Source organism: Actinosynnema sp. NPDC049800 (genome assembly GCF_040656635.1).
Lineage (GTDB): Bacteria > Actinomycetota > Actinomycetes > Mycobacteriales > Pseudonocardiaceae > Actinosynnema.
The window spans coordinates 86,366-101,565 of the sequence record NZ_JBFAMT010000017.1; the positions used below are offsets into that span (position 1 = coordinate 86,366).

At 72.8% G+C, this 15,200-nt stretch carries 14 protein-coding genes; 9 read left to right on the plus strand and 5 right to left on the minus strand.

Annotation, left to right across the window (positions count from 1 at the left end; genetic code table 11):
- Window positions 1–3: 3 nt before the first annotated feature.
- Window positions 4–1,245, minus strand: a complete 1,242-nt coding sequence (locus AB0I91_RS21350; protein WP_499638351.1) for a hypothetical protein — start codon at window positions 1,243–1,245, stop codon at window positions 4–6.
- Window positions 1,246–1,397: 152 nt separating this feature from the next.
- On the opposite strand from AB0I91_RS21350, the gene AB0I91_RS21355 reads away from it, so the two are divergent.
- From AB0I91_RS21355 to AB0I91_RS21375, 5 genes are all read left to right on the plus strand, one after another.
- Window positions 1,398–2,060, plus strand: a complete 663-nt coding sequence (locus tag AB0I91_RS21355) for a glycosyltransferase family 2 protein (RefSeq protein ID WP_499638398.1) — start codon at window positions 1,398–1,400, stop codon at window positions 2,058–2,060.
- Complete coding sequence (locus AB0I91_RS21360; protein ID WP_498781300.1) at window positions 2,060–2,728, plus strand: TIGR04282 family arsenosugar biosynthesis glycosyltransferase; 669 nt, start codon at window positions 2,060–2,062, stop codon at window positions 2,726–2,728. Before AB0I91_RS21355 ends, AB0I91_RS21360 begins: the two co-directional genes overlap by 1 nt.
- A gap of 279 nt (window positions 2,729–3,007) precedes the next feature.
- A complete protein-coding gene (locus AB0I91_RS21365) occupies window positions 3,008–3,610 on the plus strand; it encodes an SAM-dependent methyltransferase (protein ID WP_498781299.1) in 603 nt (200 codons plus the stop codon).
- Complete coding sequence (locus tag AB0I91_RS21370) at window positions 3,607–4,653, plus strand: molybdopterin-dependent oxidoreductase (protein WP_498781297.1); 1,047 nt, start codon at window positions 3,607–3,609, stop codon at window positions 4,651–4,653. The genes AB0I91_RS21365 and AB0I91_RS21370 overlap by 4 nt, the downstream gene beginning before the upstream one ends.
- Window positions 4,650–5,048, plus strand: coding sequence for a hypothetical protein (locus AB0I91_RS21375; RefSeq protein ID WP_499638356.1), 399 nt, complete (start codon window positions 4,650–4,652; stop codon window positions 5,046–5,048). Before AB0I91_RS21370 ends, AB0I91_RS21375 begins: the two co-directional genes overlap by 4 nt.
- Before the next feature lie 72 nt (window positions 5,049–5,120).
- Here the strand turns inward: AB0I91_RS21375 and AB0I91_RS21380 are convergent, their stop codons facing one another.
- The 4 genes from AB0I91_RS21380 to AB0I91_RS21395 all read right to left on the minus strand — a co-directional run bounded on the left by AB0I91_RS21380 (window position 5,121) and on the right by AB0I91_RS21395 (window position 10,971).
- Complete coding sequence (locus AB0I91_RS21380) at window positions 5,121–7,010, minus strand: S1C family serine protease (protein WP_498781294.1); 1,890 nt, start codon at window positions 7,008–7,010, stop codon at window positions 5,121–5,123.
- A gap of 88 nt (window positions 7,011–7,098) precedes the next feature.
- Window positions 7,099–8,178 (minus strand): galactose-1-phosphate uridylyltransferase, encoded by a 1,080-nt coding sequence (gene galT, locus AB0I91_RS21385; protein WP_499609739.1) that lies wholly within the window; start codon window positions 8,176–8,178, stop codon window positions 7,099–7,101.
- Window positions 8,175–8,972, minus strand: a complete 798-nt coding sequence (locus tag AB0I91_RS21390) for a DeoR/GlpR family DNA-binding transcription regulator (protein ID WP_498781291.1) — start codon at window positions 8,970–8,972, stop codon at window positions 8,175–8,177. The genes galT and AB0I91_RS21390 overlap by 4 nt, the downstream gene beginning before the upstream one ends.
- 1 nt (window position 8,973) lies before the next feature.
- Window positions 8,974–10,971: a beta-galactosidase gene (locus AB0I91_RS21395; RefSeq protein ID WP_499609736.1), complete on the minus strand. Its 1,998-nt coding sequence runs from the start codon at window positions 10,969–10,971 to the stop codon at window positions 8,974–8,976.
- Window positions 10,972–11,128: 157 nt separating this feature from the next.
- Between AB0I91_RS21395 and AB0I91_RS21400 the strand changes: the two genes are divergently transcribed.
- From AB0I91_RS21400 to AB0I91_RS21415, 4 genes are all read left to right on the plus strand, one after another.
- Entirely contained in the window at window positions 11,129–12,427 is a 1,299-nt protein-coding gene (locus AB0I91_RS21400) for an ABC transporter substrate-binding protein (protein ID WP_498781289.1), read from the plus strand.
- Window positions 12,428–12,431: 4 nt separating this feature from the next.
- Window positions 12,432–13,400 carry a carbohydrate ABC transporter permease gene (locus tag AB0I91_RS21405; protein WP_499638360.1) on the plus strand — a complete coding sequence of 323 codons (969 nt, stop codon included), beginning with the start codon at window positions 12,432–12,434 and terminating at the stop codon, window positions 13,398–13,400.
- Window positions 13,397–14,260, plus strand: coding sequence for a carbohydrate ABC transporter permease (locus AB0I91_RS21410; RefSeq protein WP_498781285.1), 864 nt, complete (start codon window positions 13,397–13,399; stop codon window positions 14,258–14,260). The genes AB0I91_RS21405 and AB0I91_RS21410 overlap by 4 nt, the downstream gene beginning before the upstream one ends.
- 94 nt (window positions 14,261–14,354) lie before the next feature.
- Window positions 14,355–15,164, plus strand: a complete 810-nt coding sequence (locus AB0I91_RS21415) for a hypothetical protein (protein ID WP_499638363.1) — start codon at window positions 14,355–14,357, stop codon at window positions 15,162–15,164.
- The last annotated feature ends 36 nt before the right edge of the window (window positions 15,165–15,200 follow it).

Here is a 15,200-nt window from a genome sequence, read left to right on the forward strand (position 1 = left end):
GCCTCACCAGTTGGTCAACAGGAGGTGGTTGACCGCGAGCGCGGTCACCGCTTGCGCCGCCAGCCACAGCCGCCGCCGGTCCGGCACGAGCACGACCAGCCACACGGTGAACGGCAGCCAGATCCGTTCCACCTCGGCCTTGCTCAAGCCGGACAGGTCGGCGGCCAGGATCGCCACCGCCGCCGCTGCCGCCAGTGTGACGGCGCCCCTGGCCATTGTGGTGCTGCCGCGCCACCGGGCCGCGAACGGCGCCAAACCGCAGGCGAACGCGGCGGCGGCCAGGTCGGCCCACACCCAGTAACCGTAGGCGCGGGGTGTCGCGATGCCCTGGTAGTACCGCTCGACGACCAGGTGGTAGCCGTCCAGCCACCAGAACCCCAGCGCCGCGAACACCACCACCACGGCCGACGCGCCCAGCACGGCCACGCCGATCCGCCGCCAGTCGCGCCCCGAAGGATGGAGCAACAGCACGACCAGGGCCAGCACACCGAGCAGCACCAGCCCGTACGACAGGAACACGCCGAAGCCCAGCACCACCCCGCCGGCCAACGCCCGCCGGGTCGCCAGCAACGCGATGCCGCACGCCGTGACGCCCGCGAACAGCCCGTCCGCCGACACGCCCATCCACACCGCGCCGGGGAACAGCGCCACGAACGGCAGCACGGCCCGCGCGTGCTCCTCGGAGACGAACGCGCGCACCGTCACCGGCACCGCGACCGCCGTCAGCGCGCCGACCAGCACCACGAACGCCGAGGCCCACGCGCCGCCGGACAGCCCGACCCGGTCCAGCCCGATGAACACCAGGAACGCGCCCGGCGGGTGCGCGGAGACGTGCGTGGCCCACGAGTCGGGCTGGTAGTCCAGGATGCGGGAGGAGAACTCGCGCAGCATCGCGCCCACGTCCGTCACGCCCGGGACTTCGTCCAGGTACTCGTGCTCCGTGGTCAGCCGGCCGGTGAAACCGCGTGCCCAGCCGTCCACCAGGGCCAGCGAGAACGTCCACGCCACCGCGGTCGCGTAACCCGCGCCGAGGGCGAGGCGCCACGACAGCCGCCCGGCCAGCGTCGGGCCCCACACCACGACCGCCAACGCCACCAGCACGGCGAGCGGCGTGCCGATGCCGACGTGCGGCAGCCACTCGGCGAACAGCGGCGGGGCGGGGGCGTGGACGCGGTCATCGGGCAGGATCGCGCCGGCCACGACGGCCGAGGCGACCAGGGCCGCGGCGGCCAGGACACGGAGCACACGCCCACGGTAAGGCCGGCGGAGGCCCGGTGGAGGCCCCGTGGCGGGATCCGTCAGCGGTCCGTAAGAAACGGCGCACACGTCATGATTCGGTAAGCGCCACAACGGTTTTCGGTCGCCCGCGACGGCCCATGCTGTGGTGCGTGGACGAAATCGACGTGGTGCTCCCCTGCCTGGACGAGGCGGCGGCGTTGCCGGGCGTGCTGCGGGCCATGCCCGCCGGCTACCGGCCATTGGTGGTGGACAACGGATCGCGTGACGGCTCACCCGAGATCGCCCGCTCGTTGGGCGCGGAGGTGGTGCACGAGCCGCGGCCCGGGTACGGCGCGGCCGTGCACACGGGGATCGAGCGCGCGCGCTCCGAAGTGGTGTGCGTGCTCGACGCGGACGGCTCGCTCGACCCGGGCCAGCTGCCGCAGCTGGTGGCGTTGCTCGGGCGGGCGGAGCTGGCCGTGGGGCGGCGGGTGCCGGGGGCGGGTAGTTGGCCGTGGCACGCGCGGGCGGGCAACGCGGTGCTGGCCGGGCTGCTGCGGCGCAAGGGGTTGGCGGTGCGGGACATCGCGCCGATGCGCGCGTTCCGCCGGCGGGACCTGCTGGAGCTGGGCGTCGAGGACCGGGCGTTCGGCTACCCGTTGGAGCTGCTGCTGCGTGCGGCGGCGGCCGGGTGGCGGGTGGTCGAGCGGGACGTGCGGTACGGGCCGCGGGCGGCGGGCACGAAGTCGAAGGTGTCCGGCTCGGTGCGCGGGACCGTGCGGGCGGTGCGCGACATGGCGGCGGTGGTCCAGCGGGGCGTCGAGCAGGAGGGCGTGCGCTGATGACGTACTCCGCGAGCCTGCTGGTGGTGGCCAAGGCGCCGGTGCCGGGCCTGGCGAAGACCCGTCTCTGCCCTCCCGCGACGCCGGAGGAGGCGGCCGACATCGCCGCCGCCGCGCTGCTGGACACGCTCGACGCCGTGCTCGGCACGCCGGGCGTCCGGCCGGTGGTGGCGGTGACCGGGTCGCTCGGCGACGCCCGGCGGTCGGCCGAGATCCGGGCGGTGCTGCGGCGGTGCACCGTGCTGCCGCAGCGGGGCGGGTCGTTCGCCGACCGGTTGGCCAACGCGCACGCCGACGCGTACCGGGCGCACGGCCTGCCGGTGTTCCAGATCGGCATGGACACGCCTCAGCTCACGCCGGTGCTGCTGGCCGAGTCGGTCGACCGGCTGGCCGCGCGGGGCGCGGTGCTGGGTCCGGCGGCCGACGGAGGTTGGTGGGCGCTCGGGCTGGACGACCCGACGGTCGCCGCGAACCTCCGTTCCGTGCCGATGTCCCGGTCGGACACGGGCGCGTTGACGCTGCGGGCCTTGGGCGGCGCCGGCCGGGACATCGACCTGCTGCCCGTGCTGTCCGATGTGGACGACATGGCCACCGCTCGTGACGTCGCCGCCGCCGTGCCGACGACCCGCTTCGCCGCCGCTCTCGCACACCTGGGAGCCCTGCGATGACCACCGCCACCGCCCGCCCTGATCCGCAACACCGCCCGGACCCGCTCACCACGACACTCGCACCCGCCTGCGCCCCAAGACTTACGCAGCATTGCAATAACCACCGCCAGTACCCATCTCGACACGCAACCCACCACGCACGTCCGACTTCGTGCCGGACTTCGGGAGCACTGCAATGACCACCGCAGAAACGCACCCCGATACGCAATGCCGCACAACCCCGCTCGCCGCGGAACCACACGACCGCCGGAGGTCGCGTCAGGTGTGCGGAGCGCCGCGATGACCGCGTTCGACGTCGGCCTCAACGGTGCGGAGTGCCGGCTCGAGCTGGCCGGCGGCGATCAGGTGCCCCTGCCGGTCGACCGGTGGCACGAGGACGCCGACGGGGCCGACCACGTCCTCCTCGACGCCTGCCACGGGCCGACCGTCGACCTCGGCTGCGGCCCCGGGCGGATGGTGGCCGCGCTCGTCCGGCGCGGGGTGGTGGCGTTGGGCGTGGACCACTCGCCGCTCGCCGTCGCCCTCACCCGGGCGAGAGGCGGACCCGCGCTGCACCGCGACCTGTTCGGCCGGCTGCCCGGCGCGGGCCGGTGGGCGCACGTGCTGCTCGCCGACGGCAACATCGGCATCGGCGGCGACCCCGTCGCGCTCCTCCGCCGCGCCCGCCAACTCCTGCGCCGGCACGGCACCGCGCTGGTCGAGGTCGAGCCGCCCGGCTGCGGGCTGCGCCGTGAACGCGCGCGGGTCGCCGGTGGCACCTGGTTCGACTGGGCGCGGGTCGACGCGCGGGCCGTCGTGCCGACCGCCGCATGGGCGGGCCTGGAGCCGCGGTGGGTGGTCGAGCGCGACGGGCGCTGGTTCGCCGAGTTGGTGCGGCCGTGAAGCGCACCTCCAGCCCCCACACCGCCACCCGGATCGGCCTGTGGCTGGGCATCGCGTTCGGCCTGTGCTTCGTCACCGGCCTGCTCAGCCACTACCTCCAGCACCCGCCCGGGTGGTTCGCCTGGCCCACCCGCCCGGTCTGGCTCTACCGGTTCACGCAGGGCGTGCACGTCACCTCGGGCGTGGCCGCGATCCCGCTGCTCCTGGCGAAGCTGTGGACGGTCTACCCGAAGCTGTTCGAACGGCCGGTGGTGAAGTCGCTGCCCCACGCGCTGGAACGCGGTTCGATCTTCGTGCTGCTCGGCGCGTCGTTCTTCGAGCTGGTCACCGGCCTGTTCAACGCCGCGCAGAACTACCCGTGGCAGTTCTTCTTCCCGACTGCGCACCACGCCGTGGCCTGGATCGCGGTCGGCGCGCTGCTGGTGCACGTCGCGGTCAAGCTGCCGCTCCTGCGCACGCCCGCCGAGGAGGTCCGCCGAGGCGCGCTCAGCCGACGCGGGTTCCTGCTCACCACGGGCGGCGCGGCGGCGGTCGCGGTGCTGGCCACGGCGGGCAGCACGGTGCCGTGGCTGCGGACCGCCTCCGTCCTCGGCACGCGGTCGGCCGCACTGCCCGTCAACCGCACCGCCACCGCCGCCGGCGTGCCCGCGGTGGACGACGACTGGCGGCTGACCGTCGGCGAACGCCGGTTCTCCCGCCGGGAGCTCGAAGCCCTGCCGCAGACCACGGCCGAGCTGCCGATCGCGTGCGTCGAGGGCTGGAGCGCGTCGGCGCGGTGGACCGGCGTGCCCGTGCGCGACCTGCTGGCGCTGGCGGGCCTCGAAGCCGGTGACGTCCGGGTGGAGTCGCTGGAACGCGACGGCCTCTACCGCGCGAGCACCCTGCCCGCCGCCCACGCCCGCGACCCGGTGACGCTGCTCGCGCTGCGGCTGAACGGCGAGACCCTGCCCCTGGACCACGGCTACCCGTGCCGGCTGATCGCACCGAGCCGACCGGGCGTGACGCAGACCAAGTGGGTCACCCGGCTGGAGGTCCTGCGATGAGGTGGGTGATCGGCGCGGTGGGTGTCGTCCTGGGCCTGTGGGGCGCGGTCCTCGTGCTGCCGCTGGTCTCGGTGGACCTGGCGCTGTGGTTCGTCGCGGGCCCGATCGTGCACGACGCGCTGCTCGCGCCGCTCTTCGCCGGCTTCGGCCTGCTGGTCGCCCGGTGGGTGCCGCAGCCGTGGCGGGCGGCCGTGGTGGTCGGCGGCACGTTCACCGGCGTGCTCGTGCTGCTCGCCGTGCCGCTGCTCTGGCGGCCGTTCGCGGGCGGGCCCAACCCCGGGCTGGTCGACCGGAACTATTCGGTCGGGCTGCTGGTGGCGGTCGGGGTGAGCTGGCTGGGCGTCCTCGCGGTCACCCTGGTGCGACGGCACAAGAGGCCGCACGCCGACAGGTGAGGGGCGGTCACCCGGGTCGGCATGCGGCCTCCACAACCGGCTCGGGGCACGGGAGCCGGTGGCTCGCGGGTGCTAGCGGACCTCGACGGGCTGGCTGCCGAGCGTGACCTCGACGGTGCGGTCCTCGCCGATGGTGAGCTGCACCTTCTCGCCCGGCGCGCGGGACCGGACGGCCGCGACCAGGGAGTCGGAGGCCTCGATGGGCCGGTCGCCGAACTTGGTGATCACGTCGCCGGACTTGATGCCCGCCGCCTCGGCCGCGCCGCCGGCGGTCACGTCGCGGACCACCGCGCCGCCCCGCGGCGAGTCGCCCACCTGGACGCCGAGCACGGTCTGGGTGGCCTTGCCGGTCTCCGACAGCTCCTTGGCCGTGCGGCGGGCCTGGTCGATCGGGATGGCGAAGCCGATGCCGACCGAGCCGCCCTGCGCGGACTGGCTGGAGTTGGGGCTGTAGATGGCCGAGTTGATGCCGACGACCTGGCCGCGCATGTTCACCAGCGGGCCGCCCGAGTTGCCGGGGTTGATCGCGGCGTCGGTCTGGATGGCGTTGAGCACGGTGTCCACGCCGCCCTGCTGGCCGCCGGCGCGCACCGGGCGGTTCAGCGAGCTGACGATGCCGGAGGTGACCGTGCCGTTGAGGTCGAACGGCGAGCCGACGGCCACGACGTCCTGGCCGATCCGCAGGTCGCCGGAGTTGCCGAGCTCGGCCGTGGGCAGGCCGGAGACGTCCTCCATCTTCAGCACGGCCAGGTCGGACGTCGGGTCGCGGCCGACGATCTTCGCGTCGAACGAGCGGCCGTCCTGGAGCTGGACCGCGATGGGCCCGCCGTTCGCGGCGCTCTCGACCACGTGGTTGTTGGTGAGCACCAAGCCGTCGGAGCTGAGCGTGAAGCCGGACCCGGCGCCGCCGTTGACCTGCACCTGCACCACGGTCGGCAGCACCTTCTGCGCCACCTGCTCGATCGAGCCGTCCGGGGCGTCGGTGCTCTGCTGGGCGGGCGGGGCCTGGTTGAGCGCATTGGTCACGGGCCTGGACTGCTCGGCGGCCTGGAAGCCGACGTACCCGCCGACACCGCCCGCGACGCCGCCGACGGCGAGCACGAGCGCGGCGACGCCCGCCACGACCTTGCCGCGGCCCCGCGGCGGGCGCGGTGCGGCGCCGACCGACCCGGGCGGCGCGTAGTAGGGGCCCGACACGCCGGGCTGCGCCGACCCCGAAGGGGAGTGGGCCGGCGAGCCCGGGTGTTCCGGGGCGCCGGTCTGCGGAGCGCCGTGCGGACCCGCGTGCTCCGGGCGGTGGAAGCCCGCGTGCCAGGCCTCCGGCCCGGATCCCGGCAGCCCGGCGCCGCCCTGCACGGCGCCGGGACCACCGGTTCCGGGATGGCCGGCGCCGCCCTGCACAGCACCGACCACACCTGCTCCGGTCGGGCCGGCGCCGCCCTGCACAGCGCCGGCCTGACCGGTTCCCGACTGGCCGGCGGCACCCTGCGAGGCGGCCGGCGAGCCGAAGTCATCCGGGCGACCGGGACGCGACCACGCGTCCGGCGACCCGGGCACGGGCTCGGCGGCGCTCGCGTGCGGAGCGGCCGGCGAGCCGGGGTTCGAGGCGGCAGCGGTCGTCGTCACGCTGTCCGGGTACAGGTCGGCCGGGTGGCCGGTGTTCCCCCGCGGAACACCGGCCGACCCCGCCGCCGACGGGTCGGCCCCTACCGCCGGCCCGTCGGTCACGTCCTCCGGCCGCGCCGAGGCTCCCTGCCAGGCACCTCCCGCGCCGGTGGACTCCGACGACGCACCGGTGCCGCCCTGCACGGCACCGGTGTCGTCGCTGTCCGGCCGACCAGCACCCTGCTGCTGGGAGCCGGCGTCCTCATGACCGAGCCCGGCGCCCCCGCGCGCCCACGGGCTCCGCGGCTGAGCCGGCTGAGACTGCGGTGGCTGCTTCGGCTGCTCGTCTTCGGTCATGTCCACCACTCTGCGGTGCCCGCCTGAGAGCAGCCTTAAACGAAACTGGGCATCCCTTGTGAGTCGGTGCGGGTTTCCGGGCCGTGGTTCAGCCGCGCAGCCTCTCGGCGATCTGCTCCGGCGTGGCGTCGTTCACCCACACGCCCATGCCCGACTCGGAGCCGGCCAGGTACTTCAGCTTGTCCGCCGCACGCAGCACCGAGAACACCTCCAGGTGCAGCCAGGCCAGGTCACGGCCGGTGCGCACGGGCGCCTGGTGCCACGCCGCGATGTAGGGCAGCGGGCGGTCGTAGAGGGCGTCCAGGCGGTGCAGCACGGTCAGGTAGAGCCCCGCGAAGTCGTCCCGCTCGGCGTCCGTCAGCGCGGGCAGGTCCGGCGCTTGGCGGTGCGGGACCAGGTGCACCTCGACCGGCCACCGGGCCGCGGCGGGCACGAACGCCGTCCAGTGCTCACTTTCGGCGATAACCCGGGTCCCGGCCGCACGTTCAGCCGCCAGGATGTCACCCATCAGTGGACGACCGTGTGACGCCTGGTAGTCCGCCGCGACGGCGAGCATCCGTTCCGTCTTCGGGGTCACGAAGGGGTAGCCGTAGATCTGGCCGTGCGGGTGCGACAGCGTCACGCCGATCTCTTCGCCCCGGTTCTCGAACGGGAAGACCTGCTCGACGCCCGGGGTCGCGTTCAACGCCGCCGTGCGGTCCGCCCACGCGTCCACCACCGTGCGCACCCGCGAGGCGGGCAGCGAGCCGAACGACGTGTCGTGGTCGGACGTGAAGCACATGACCTCGCACCGGCCGCGCCCGGCCGCCCGCGCCACCATCGGCATCCCGTCCACAGTGGACGGCAGCTCCGGCACGCCCTGCGCGAACGAGGGGAACCGGTTCTCGAACACCACCACGTCGTAGGACGACTCGGGCACCTCGGTCGGCTTGCCGGGCGTCGACGGGCACAGCGGGCACAGGTCGGCCGGCGGCTTGTACGTGCGGGTCTGCCGGTGCGCGGCCATCGCCACCCACTCGCCGGTCAACGGGTCGCGCCGCACCTCCGACAGCGGCTGCGCGCGCGGCAGGTCGCGGGTGTCGACCGCGTCGCGCGGCGGCGCGTCCGGGGTGTCGTCGAAGTAGATGATCTCGCGACCATCGGCAAGCTTCCCCGCCGTGCGCCTCACGCCAGTTCCTCTCCGCGGCCCGGCACGTGCGCCAGGACCAGTTCGCCGACCTGATCGCCGAGCACCGTCCGCGCCGGCTCGGCCAATCCCTCGTCGGTCACCAGCACGTCCGCCTCGTCCAGCGCGGCGATGGTGGAGATGCCGACGGTGCCCCACTTGGTGTGGTCGGCGACCACGACGACCCGCCCGGCCGCGTCGACCAGCGCGCGGTCGGTCTCGCTCTCGTTCAGGTTGGGCGTGGTGAAGCCGGAGCGCTCGGCCATGCCGTGCACGCCGAGGAACACCACGTCCAGGTGCAGCGACCGCAGCGCCTGCACGGCCACCGGCCCGACCAGCGCGTCCGACGGCGTGCGCACCCCGCCGGTGAGCACCACCGTGCGGTCGGTGCGCCCGCTCTGCTGCAGCACGTCGGCGATCCGGATCGAGTTCGTCACCACGGTCAGGTCCGGGATGTCGTCCAGGAACCGGGCCAGCGTCCACGTGGTGGTGCCCGCCGACAGGCCGATCGCGGTGCCGGGGCGCACGAGGCCCGCGGCGAACGCGGCGATGGCCTCCTTCTCCGGCAGCTGGCGCACCGACTTGGCCTCGAAACCGGGCTCGTCGGTGCTGCGGCCGACCACGGACGTGGCGCCGCCGTACACCTTCTCCACCAGGCCGCGGGCGGCCAGCACGTCCAGGTCGCGGCGCACGGTCATGTCCGAGACGCCCAGCCGGACGACCAGGTCGCTCACCCGCACCGCGCCGGTGCGGCGGACCTCTTCCAGGATCACCGCTTGTCGCTGGCGTGCCAGCACCTCACACCTCTTCTTCCCGGACCACGACCACGCCGCCGGCGGGCACGACCACGCTGCCGGACGCACGCGCGCCGGACAGCAGCTCGACACCCACCGCGGGCAGCTCGGCGTCGCCGTCGGAGTGGTTGACCGCGACCAGCCACGATACGGCGGAGCCGGCCACCTCACCGCGCCGACGCACCACCTCGACGTCACCGCCCGGCCCGGACGGGACGCCCGCCTGGTCGAGCGCGGTCCGCACCAGCCGCTCCAGCCCGTCGCCGACCAGGCCGCACGCCACGTACCAGGCGACGCCCCCGCCGCGCTCGTTGCGGGTCACGGCGGGCACGCCGGGCAGCGGGCCGTCGGCGTAGGAGGCGATCACCTCCGCGCCGCGGGCGTGCAGGTGCTCGGTCCAGACGGCGGCCGACGAGCCGTCGTCCAGCGAAGCGGTCTGCCCCGCGCGCAGCGGGTGGAACTCCTCGGTCCGCACGCCGAGCAGCTCGCGGAACGCGCCGGGGTAGCCGCCCAGGTGCACGTGGCCGCGCGTGTCGGTGACGCCCGACAGGTACGTGACCAGCACGTGCCCGCCCGCCGCGACGTACTCCTCGTACGGCGTCGCGTCGTCCACCGCGTACAGCGCCGGCAGCACGACCAGCCGGTAGGAGGACAGGTCCGCGCCCGGCGGCACGAAGTCGACCGTCACCCCCGCCCGCCACAGCGCCCGGTAGTACGCGAGGACGTGCTCGGGGTAGGCGAAGTCCTCCGTCGGGTGGGCGGACTGGCCGAGCGCCCACCACGACTCCCAGTCGAAGACGACGGCGACCGGCGCGTCCACCGTGGAGCCGACGACCTCGGCGATCCGCTGGTACTCGGCCCCGACCTGCTCGACCTCGCGGAACACCTTCGTGTCCGGCCCCGCGTGCGGCACCATCGCCGAGTGGTAGCGCTCCGCGCCCGCCCGCGACTGCCGCCACTGGAAGAACAGCGTGCCGTCCGCGCCGCGGGCCAGGTGCGCGTAGGAGTTGCGGCGCAGCTCGCCGGGCAGCTTGGCGATGTTGCGCGGCTGCCAGTTCACCGCCGACGTGGAGTGCTCCATCAGCAGCCAGGGCCGCCCGCCCGCGAGGCCGCGCACCAGGTCGGCGGAGTACGCCAGGTGGACGTGCCGGTCGGGGTCCTCGCCGAACGTGTAGTGGTCGTTGGAGACGAAGTCGACCTCGGCGGCCCACTTCCAGTAGTCGAGCCCGGAGAACGCGGCGGCCATGAAGTTCGTGGTCACCGGCACGTCCGGGGTGACCTCGCGCAGCACGTCCCGCTCGGCCTTGTACAGCTCGAGCAGCGCGTCGGAGGAGAACCGGTCGAAGTCGAGCAGCTGGCCGGGGTTGTGCAGCGCCGGCGTGGCCCGCGGCGGCAGGACCTGGTCCCACGACGTGTAGCGCTGGCTCCAGAACGCCGTGCCCCACGCCTCGTTCAGCACGTCGAGCGTCCCGTGGCGGGCGCGCAGCCAGGCGCGGAACGCCACCGCGCACCGGTCGCAGTAGCAGCGCGGGACGTGGCAGCCGTACTCGTTGTTGACGTGCCACGCGGACAGCGCCGGGTGGTCGCGGTAGCGCTCGGCCAGCGCGCGGGCCAGCGCCACGGCCTTGGTCCGGTAGACCGGCGAGCTCGGGCAGTAGGACTGGCGCGAGCCGTGCACGAGCCGGACGCCCTCGGCGGTCTCCGGCAGCATCTCGGGGTGCGCGGTGGTCAGCCACGGCGGCGGCGCGGCGGTCGCGGTGGCCAGGTCGACCCGGATGCCGCCCGCGTGCAAACGGTCGAGCACGCGGTCCAACCAGCCGAACTCGTAGCGGCCCTCTTCCACTTCCAGCAGCGCCCAGGAGAAGATCGCCACGCTCACCAGGTTGACCCCGGCCCGGCGCATCAGCTCGACGTCGTCGTCCCAGACGTCCTCCGGCCACTGCTCGGGGTTGTAGTCGGCGCCCCAGGCCAGGCCTCGCACGCGGGTGGGCCAAGTCGTCATGGCACAAGAGTGGTCGATTTGCGGCGAAAACGTCAACACAGTCCAACAAGAACCGTCGGATAGCTTGACATTCCGTGTGGCGCAGCCCACATTGTGAGGCCTCTTGTTGACTCTTTGTTCACTTGGCTTCCGCTGAGTGTCACCCGGAGGAGCGACGATGACGAGGTTCTCCGCCAGCACCCACCCCCTGCTGGGCCGCCGCGCGCTGTTGAGGGCGATCGTCGCGGGCGCGGGCGTCGCGGCCGTGCCCGGCCTGGCCGCGTGCGGCTCCGACGGCGGGGCCGCCGCCACCGACACCGTGTCGTTCGGCAACAACCAGTCCGACCAGGTGCCGAAGGACGCGATCACCGCCGTGCTCAAGGCGTTCGAGGGCGAGTCGGGCCTCAAGGTCGCGATCAACACCAAGCAGCACGAGCAGTACCAGGAGCAGATCAACAACTACCTGCAGGGCAAGCCGGACGACGTGCTGGCGTGGTTCGCGGGCTACCGGATGCGGTTCTTCGCCGAGAAGGGCCTGACCGGCGACCTGAGCGAGGTGTGGTCGAAGGTCTCCGCCGGGTACGAGCCCGCGTTGAAGGAGGCGTCCACCGCCTCGGACGGCAAGCAGTACCTGATCCCGTTCATCCAGTACCCGTGGGGCGTGTTCTACCGCAAGAGCGTCTGGCAGCAGCGCGGGTACGAGCAGCCGAAGACGCTGGACGAGCTCGTCGCGCTGTCCACGAGGATGCAGGCGGACGGGCTGGTGCCGATCGCGTTCGCGCAGAAGCAGGGCTGGCCCGGCATGGGCACGTTCGACCAGCTGAACTTCCGGCTCAACGGCTACCAGTTCCACGTCGACCTCATGGCGGGCAAGGAGGACTGGCAGGGGCCGAAGGTGCGGGAGGTGTTCGACACCTGGAAGCGGCTGCTGCCGTTCCACCAGGAGAACGCCCTGGGCCGGGAGTGGCAGGAGGCCGCGCAGGCGTTGCAGCAGGGCAAGGCGGGCATGTACCTGCTCGGCTCGTTCGTGGCGCAGCAGTTCAAGGGCGCCGAGGTGGACGACCTGGACTTCTTCCCCTACCCGGAGATCAACCCCGAGCACGGCCAGGACACCGTGGAGGCGCCGATCGACGGCTTCATGATGTCCCGCAAGCCCGCCAACCCCGAGGGCGCGCGCAAGCTGCTGGAGTACCTGTCCACGCCCGCCGCGCAGCTCGCCTACGTCAAGGCCGACCCGAGCCAGGTCGCCGCGTCGAACAAGGCCGAGACGACCGGCTACAACGCGTTGCAGAAGAAGTCGGCGCAGGTGATCAAGGAAGCCGCGCACATCACGCAGTTCCTCGACCGGGACACCGACCCGCGCTTCGCCAGCGACGCGGCGACCAACGGGCTCAACGCGTTCATCCAGAACCCCGACGACCTCGACTCGATCCTCAAGGGCATGGCCGACCAGGCCAAGACGATCTTCACCGGGTGACGCCGTGACCGCCCTGCAGTCCCCACCGGAGCCCGCCGGGACGTCGGCCCCCTCCCCGACGTCCCGGCGCGGCAGGCGTCGCCGCGCCACCGCGTTGGCCCCGCGCGACAAGCTCGTGCTCGGGCTGATGCTCGGCATCCCGTCGCTGGCGCACATCGCGCTGGTGTGGGTGCCCACGCTCGGCTCGGTCGGGTTGTCGTTCAGCTCGTGGGACGGGATCGGCGGGTTCGCCGACATCGAGTGGGTCGGCTTCCAGAACTACGTCGACATCTTCACCCGGTACCCCCGGTTCTGGCCCGCGCTCCAGCACAACCTGATCTGGCTGCTGTTCCTGCTCGTCGTGCCGACCGTAGCCGGGCTGCTGCTGGCCGTGCTGCTGGACCGCCAACTGCGGTTCGGGCGGATCTACCAGAGCGCGCTGTACCTGCCGATGGTGCTGTCGCTGGCGTTGGTCGGGTTCATCTGGCAGCTGATCTACCAGCCCGAGCAGGGGTTGCTGAACAACGTGCTCGGCACCGCCGCGTCGGACCCCGTGAACTGGCTCGGCGATCCGGACATCAACCTGTACGCGGTGCTGGTGGCGGCCGGGTGGCGGCACACCGGCTACATCATGCTGCTGTACCTGGCCGGGCTGAAGTCGGTCGACCCGGCGTTGAAGGAGGCCGCGGCGCTGGACGGCGCGAACGCGTGGCAGACGTTCTTCCGGGTGACGTTCCCGGTGCTCAAGCCGGTGAACGTGGTCGTGCTCGTGGTCACCGTGATCGAGGGCCTGCGGGCGTTCGACATCGTGTACGTGATCAACAAGGGGCGCAACGGGCTGGAGCTGCTGTCCGTGCTGGTGACGGACAACATCATCGGCGAGTCGAGCCGGATCGGGTGGGGTTCGGCGCTGGCCGTGGTCCTGCTGCTGATCTCGCTCGGGTTCATCATCACCTACCTGTTCCAGGTGTTCCGCGAGGAGGACCGGACGTGACGTTCGCTTTCCGACCGGCGCGCATCGCCCTGCACGTGTTCCTGGTCCTGACGTGCCTGGCGACGCTCGCCCCGCTGCTGTGGGCGTTGTACGCGTCGCTGCGGACGTACGACGACACGGCGCGCAACGGGTACTTCTCGATCGCGGAGAGCCTGACGCTCGACAACTTCGCGTCGGCGTGGACGCAGGCGGACCTGCCGCACTACTACCTGAACACGTTGATCGTGACGTTGCCGGCGGTGGTGCTCGTGCTGCTGCTCAGCTCGATGGTGGCCTACGGGGTGTCGCGGTACAGCTTCAGGTTCAACCTGGTGCTGCTGGTGCTGTTCACGGCGGGGAACCTGTTGCCGCAGCAGGTGATCGTGACGCCGTTGTACCGGCTGTACCTGCTGACGCCGTTGCCGTCGTGGTTGAGCGACAGCGGGTTGCTGCTGGACTCGCAGCTGGGGCTGGTGCTGATCCACGTGGCGTTCCAGTCGGGGTTCTGCGTGTTCGTGCTGAGCAACTACATGAAGACCATCCCGCACGAGCTCGGTGAGGCCGCGCGCGTCGACGGCGCGGGTGTGTTCCGGCAGTACTGGCAGGTGATCCTGCCGTTGTGCCGTCCCGCCCTGGCGGCTCTGGCGACGCTGGAGTTCACGTGGATCTACAACGACTTCCTGTGGGCGCTCGTCCTGATCCAGACCGGGGACAAGATGCCGATCACGTCGGCGTTGCAGAACCTGAAGGGCACCTTCTTCGTGGACAACAACCTGGTCGCCGCCGGCTCCCTCCTCGTCGCCCTGCCGACCCTGGTCGTCTTCTTCACCCTGCAACGCCAGTTCATCGGCGGCCTGACCCTGGGCTCCACCAAGGGCTAGGCCGTTGGGGTGGTCCGCGACCGCGGCGGTATCCAGGTCCCCCGGCGGTGATCCCTGTCCGAGGAACCCACCACCCCGTCGAGAGGACGTCCCGATGCTCGCCCGTCGGATCCTGGTCGCCTGCGCCGCCGCGACAGCCGTCGGCTTCGCGGCGGCACCGCCCGCGCAGGCCACCTCGGCCACGCTCTACGCCGAGGTGGACGAGCTGGCCGCCGAGCTGAACTCCCTGCCCTGGCCCGACCAGGACACCTACAACTACTACCCCGGCGAGCTGGGGCACCCGGACGGCGCGTCGACCGCCGTGTGGGGCACGCCGGGCGGCCCCACGACGTACGAGAGCAAGACCAAGTGCGCGCCCCTGCTCACCCTGGCCCTGCGGCACGCGTTCGCGTGGGCCACCGACAGCTACCTGACCACCGAGTTCGGCAGCACCAGCCCCACCTCCGCGCAGTACCACGACGGGTTTCAGGCCGGCGCCGACCACTTCACGGTCAAGACGACGGTGCCGAGCCTGGCGCAGGGCGACGTCATCGCGGTCGAGTACCTCGACGCCGCGGGCGGCACCGGTGACGCGACCGGTCACGTGATGGTGGTCGCCGGCACGCCGCAGCTCTACAACCGCGACGGCGACACCTCGACCCGCGAGTACGCCGTGCCGGTGATCGACAGCACCAAGGAGCCGCACGGCGTGCCCAGCACGTGGGCCGGGTCGCCGGTCCACCTGTTCCCGGACACGCGCCGGGTCGGCGCCACCGAGTACACCGGCGTCGGCCGCGGCTGGATCTTCATCAGCACCGGGTCCGACGACGTGCCCACCGGCCACTGGTGGGGCCCGAACGAGAACGTCACGACGCAGTACCGGCCCGCCTCGACCCGCCCGATGGTCTTCGCCGCCCTGTCCTGACCGCGCCGGGCAGGTCCGCCGAACCCGGACCTGCCC

What these genes read in the sequence shown, in the direction of transcription:
- AB0I91_RS21360 (WP_498781300.1), top strand. Translation starts at nt 2,060, where the DNA reads ATGACGTACTCCGCGAGCCTGCTGGTGGTGGCCAAGGCGCCGGTGCCG.
- AB0I91_RS21375 (WP_499638356.1), top strand. Translation starts at nt 4,650, where the DNA reads ATGAGGTGGGTGATCGGCGCGGTGGGTGTCGTCCTGGGCCTGTGGGGC.
- AB0I91_RS21380 (WP_498781294.1), bottom strand. Translation starts at nt 7,010, where the DNA reads ATGACCGAAGACGAGCAGCCGAAGCAGCCACCGCAGTCTCAGCCGGCT.
- AB0I91_RS21365 (WP_498781299.1), top strand. Translation starts at nt 3,008, where the DNA reads ATGACCGCGTTCGACGTCGGCCTCAACGGTGCGGAGTGCCGGCTCGAG.
- AB0I91_RS21395 (WP_499609736.1), bottom strand. Translation starts at nt 10,971, where the DNA reads ATGACGACTTGGCCCACCCGCGTGCGAGGCCTGGCCTGGGGCGCCGAC.
- AB0I91_RS21400 (WP_498781289.1), top strand. Translation starts at nt 11,129, where the DNA reads ATGACGAGGTTCTCCGCCAGCACCCACCCCCTGCTGGGCCGCCGCGCG.
- AB0I91_RS21415 (WP_499638363.1), top strand. Translation starts at nt 14,355, where the DNA reads ATGCTCGCCCGTCGGATCCTGGTCGCCTGCGCCGCCGCGACAGCCGTC.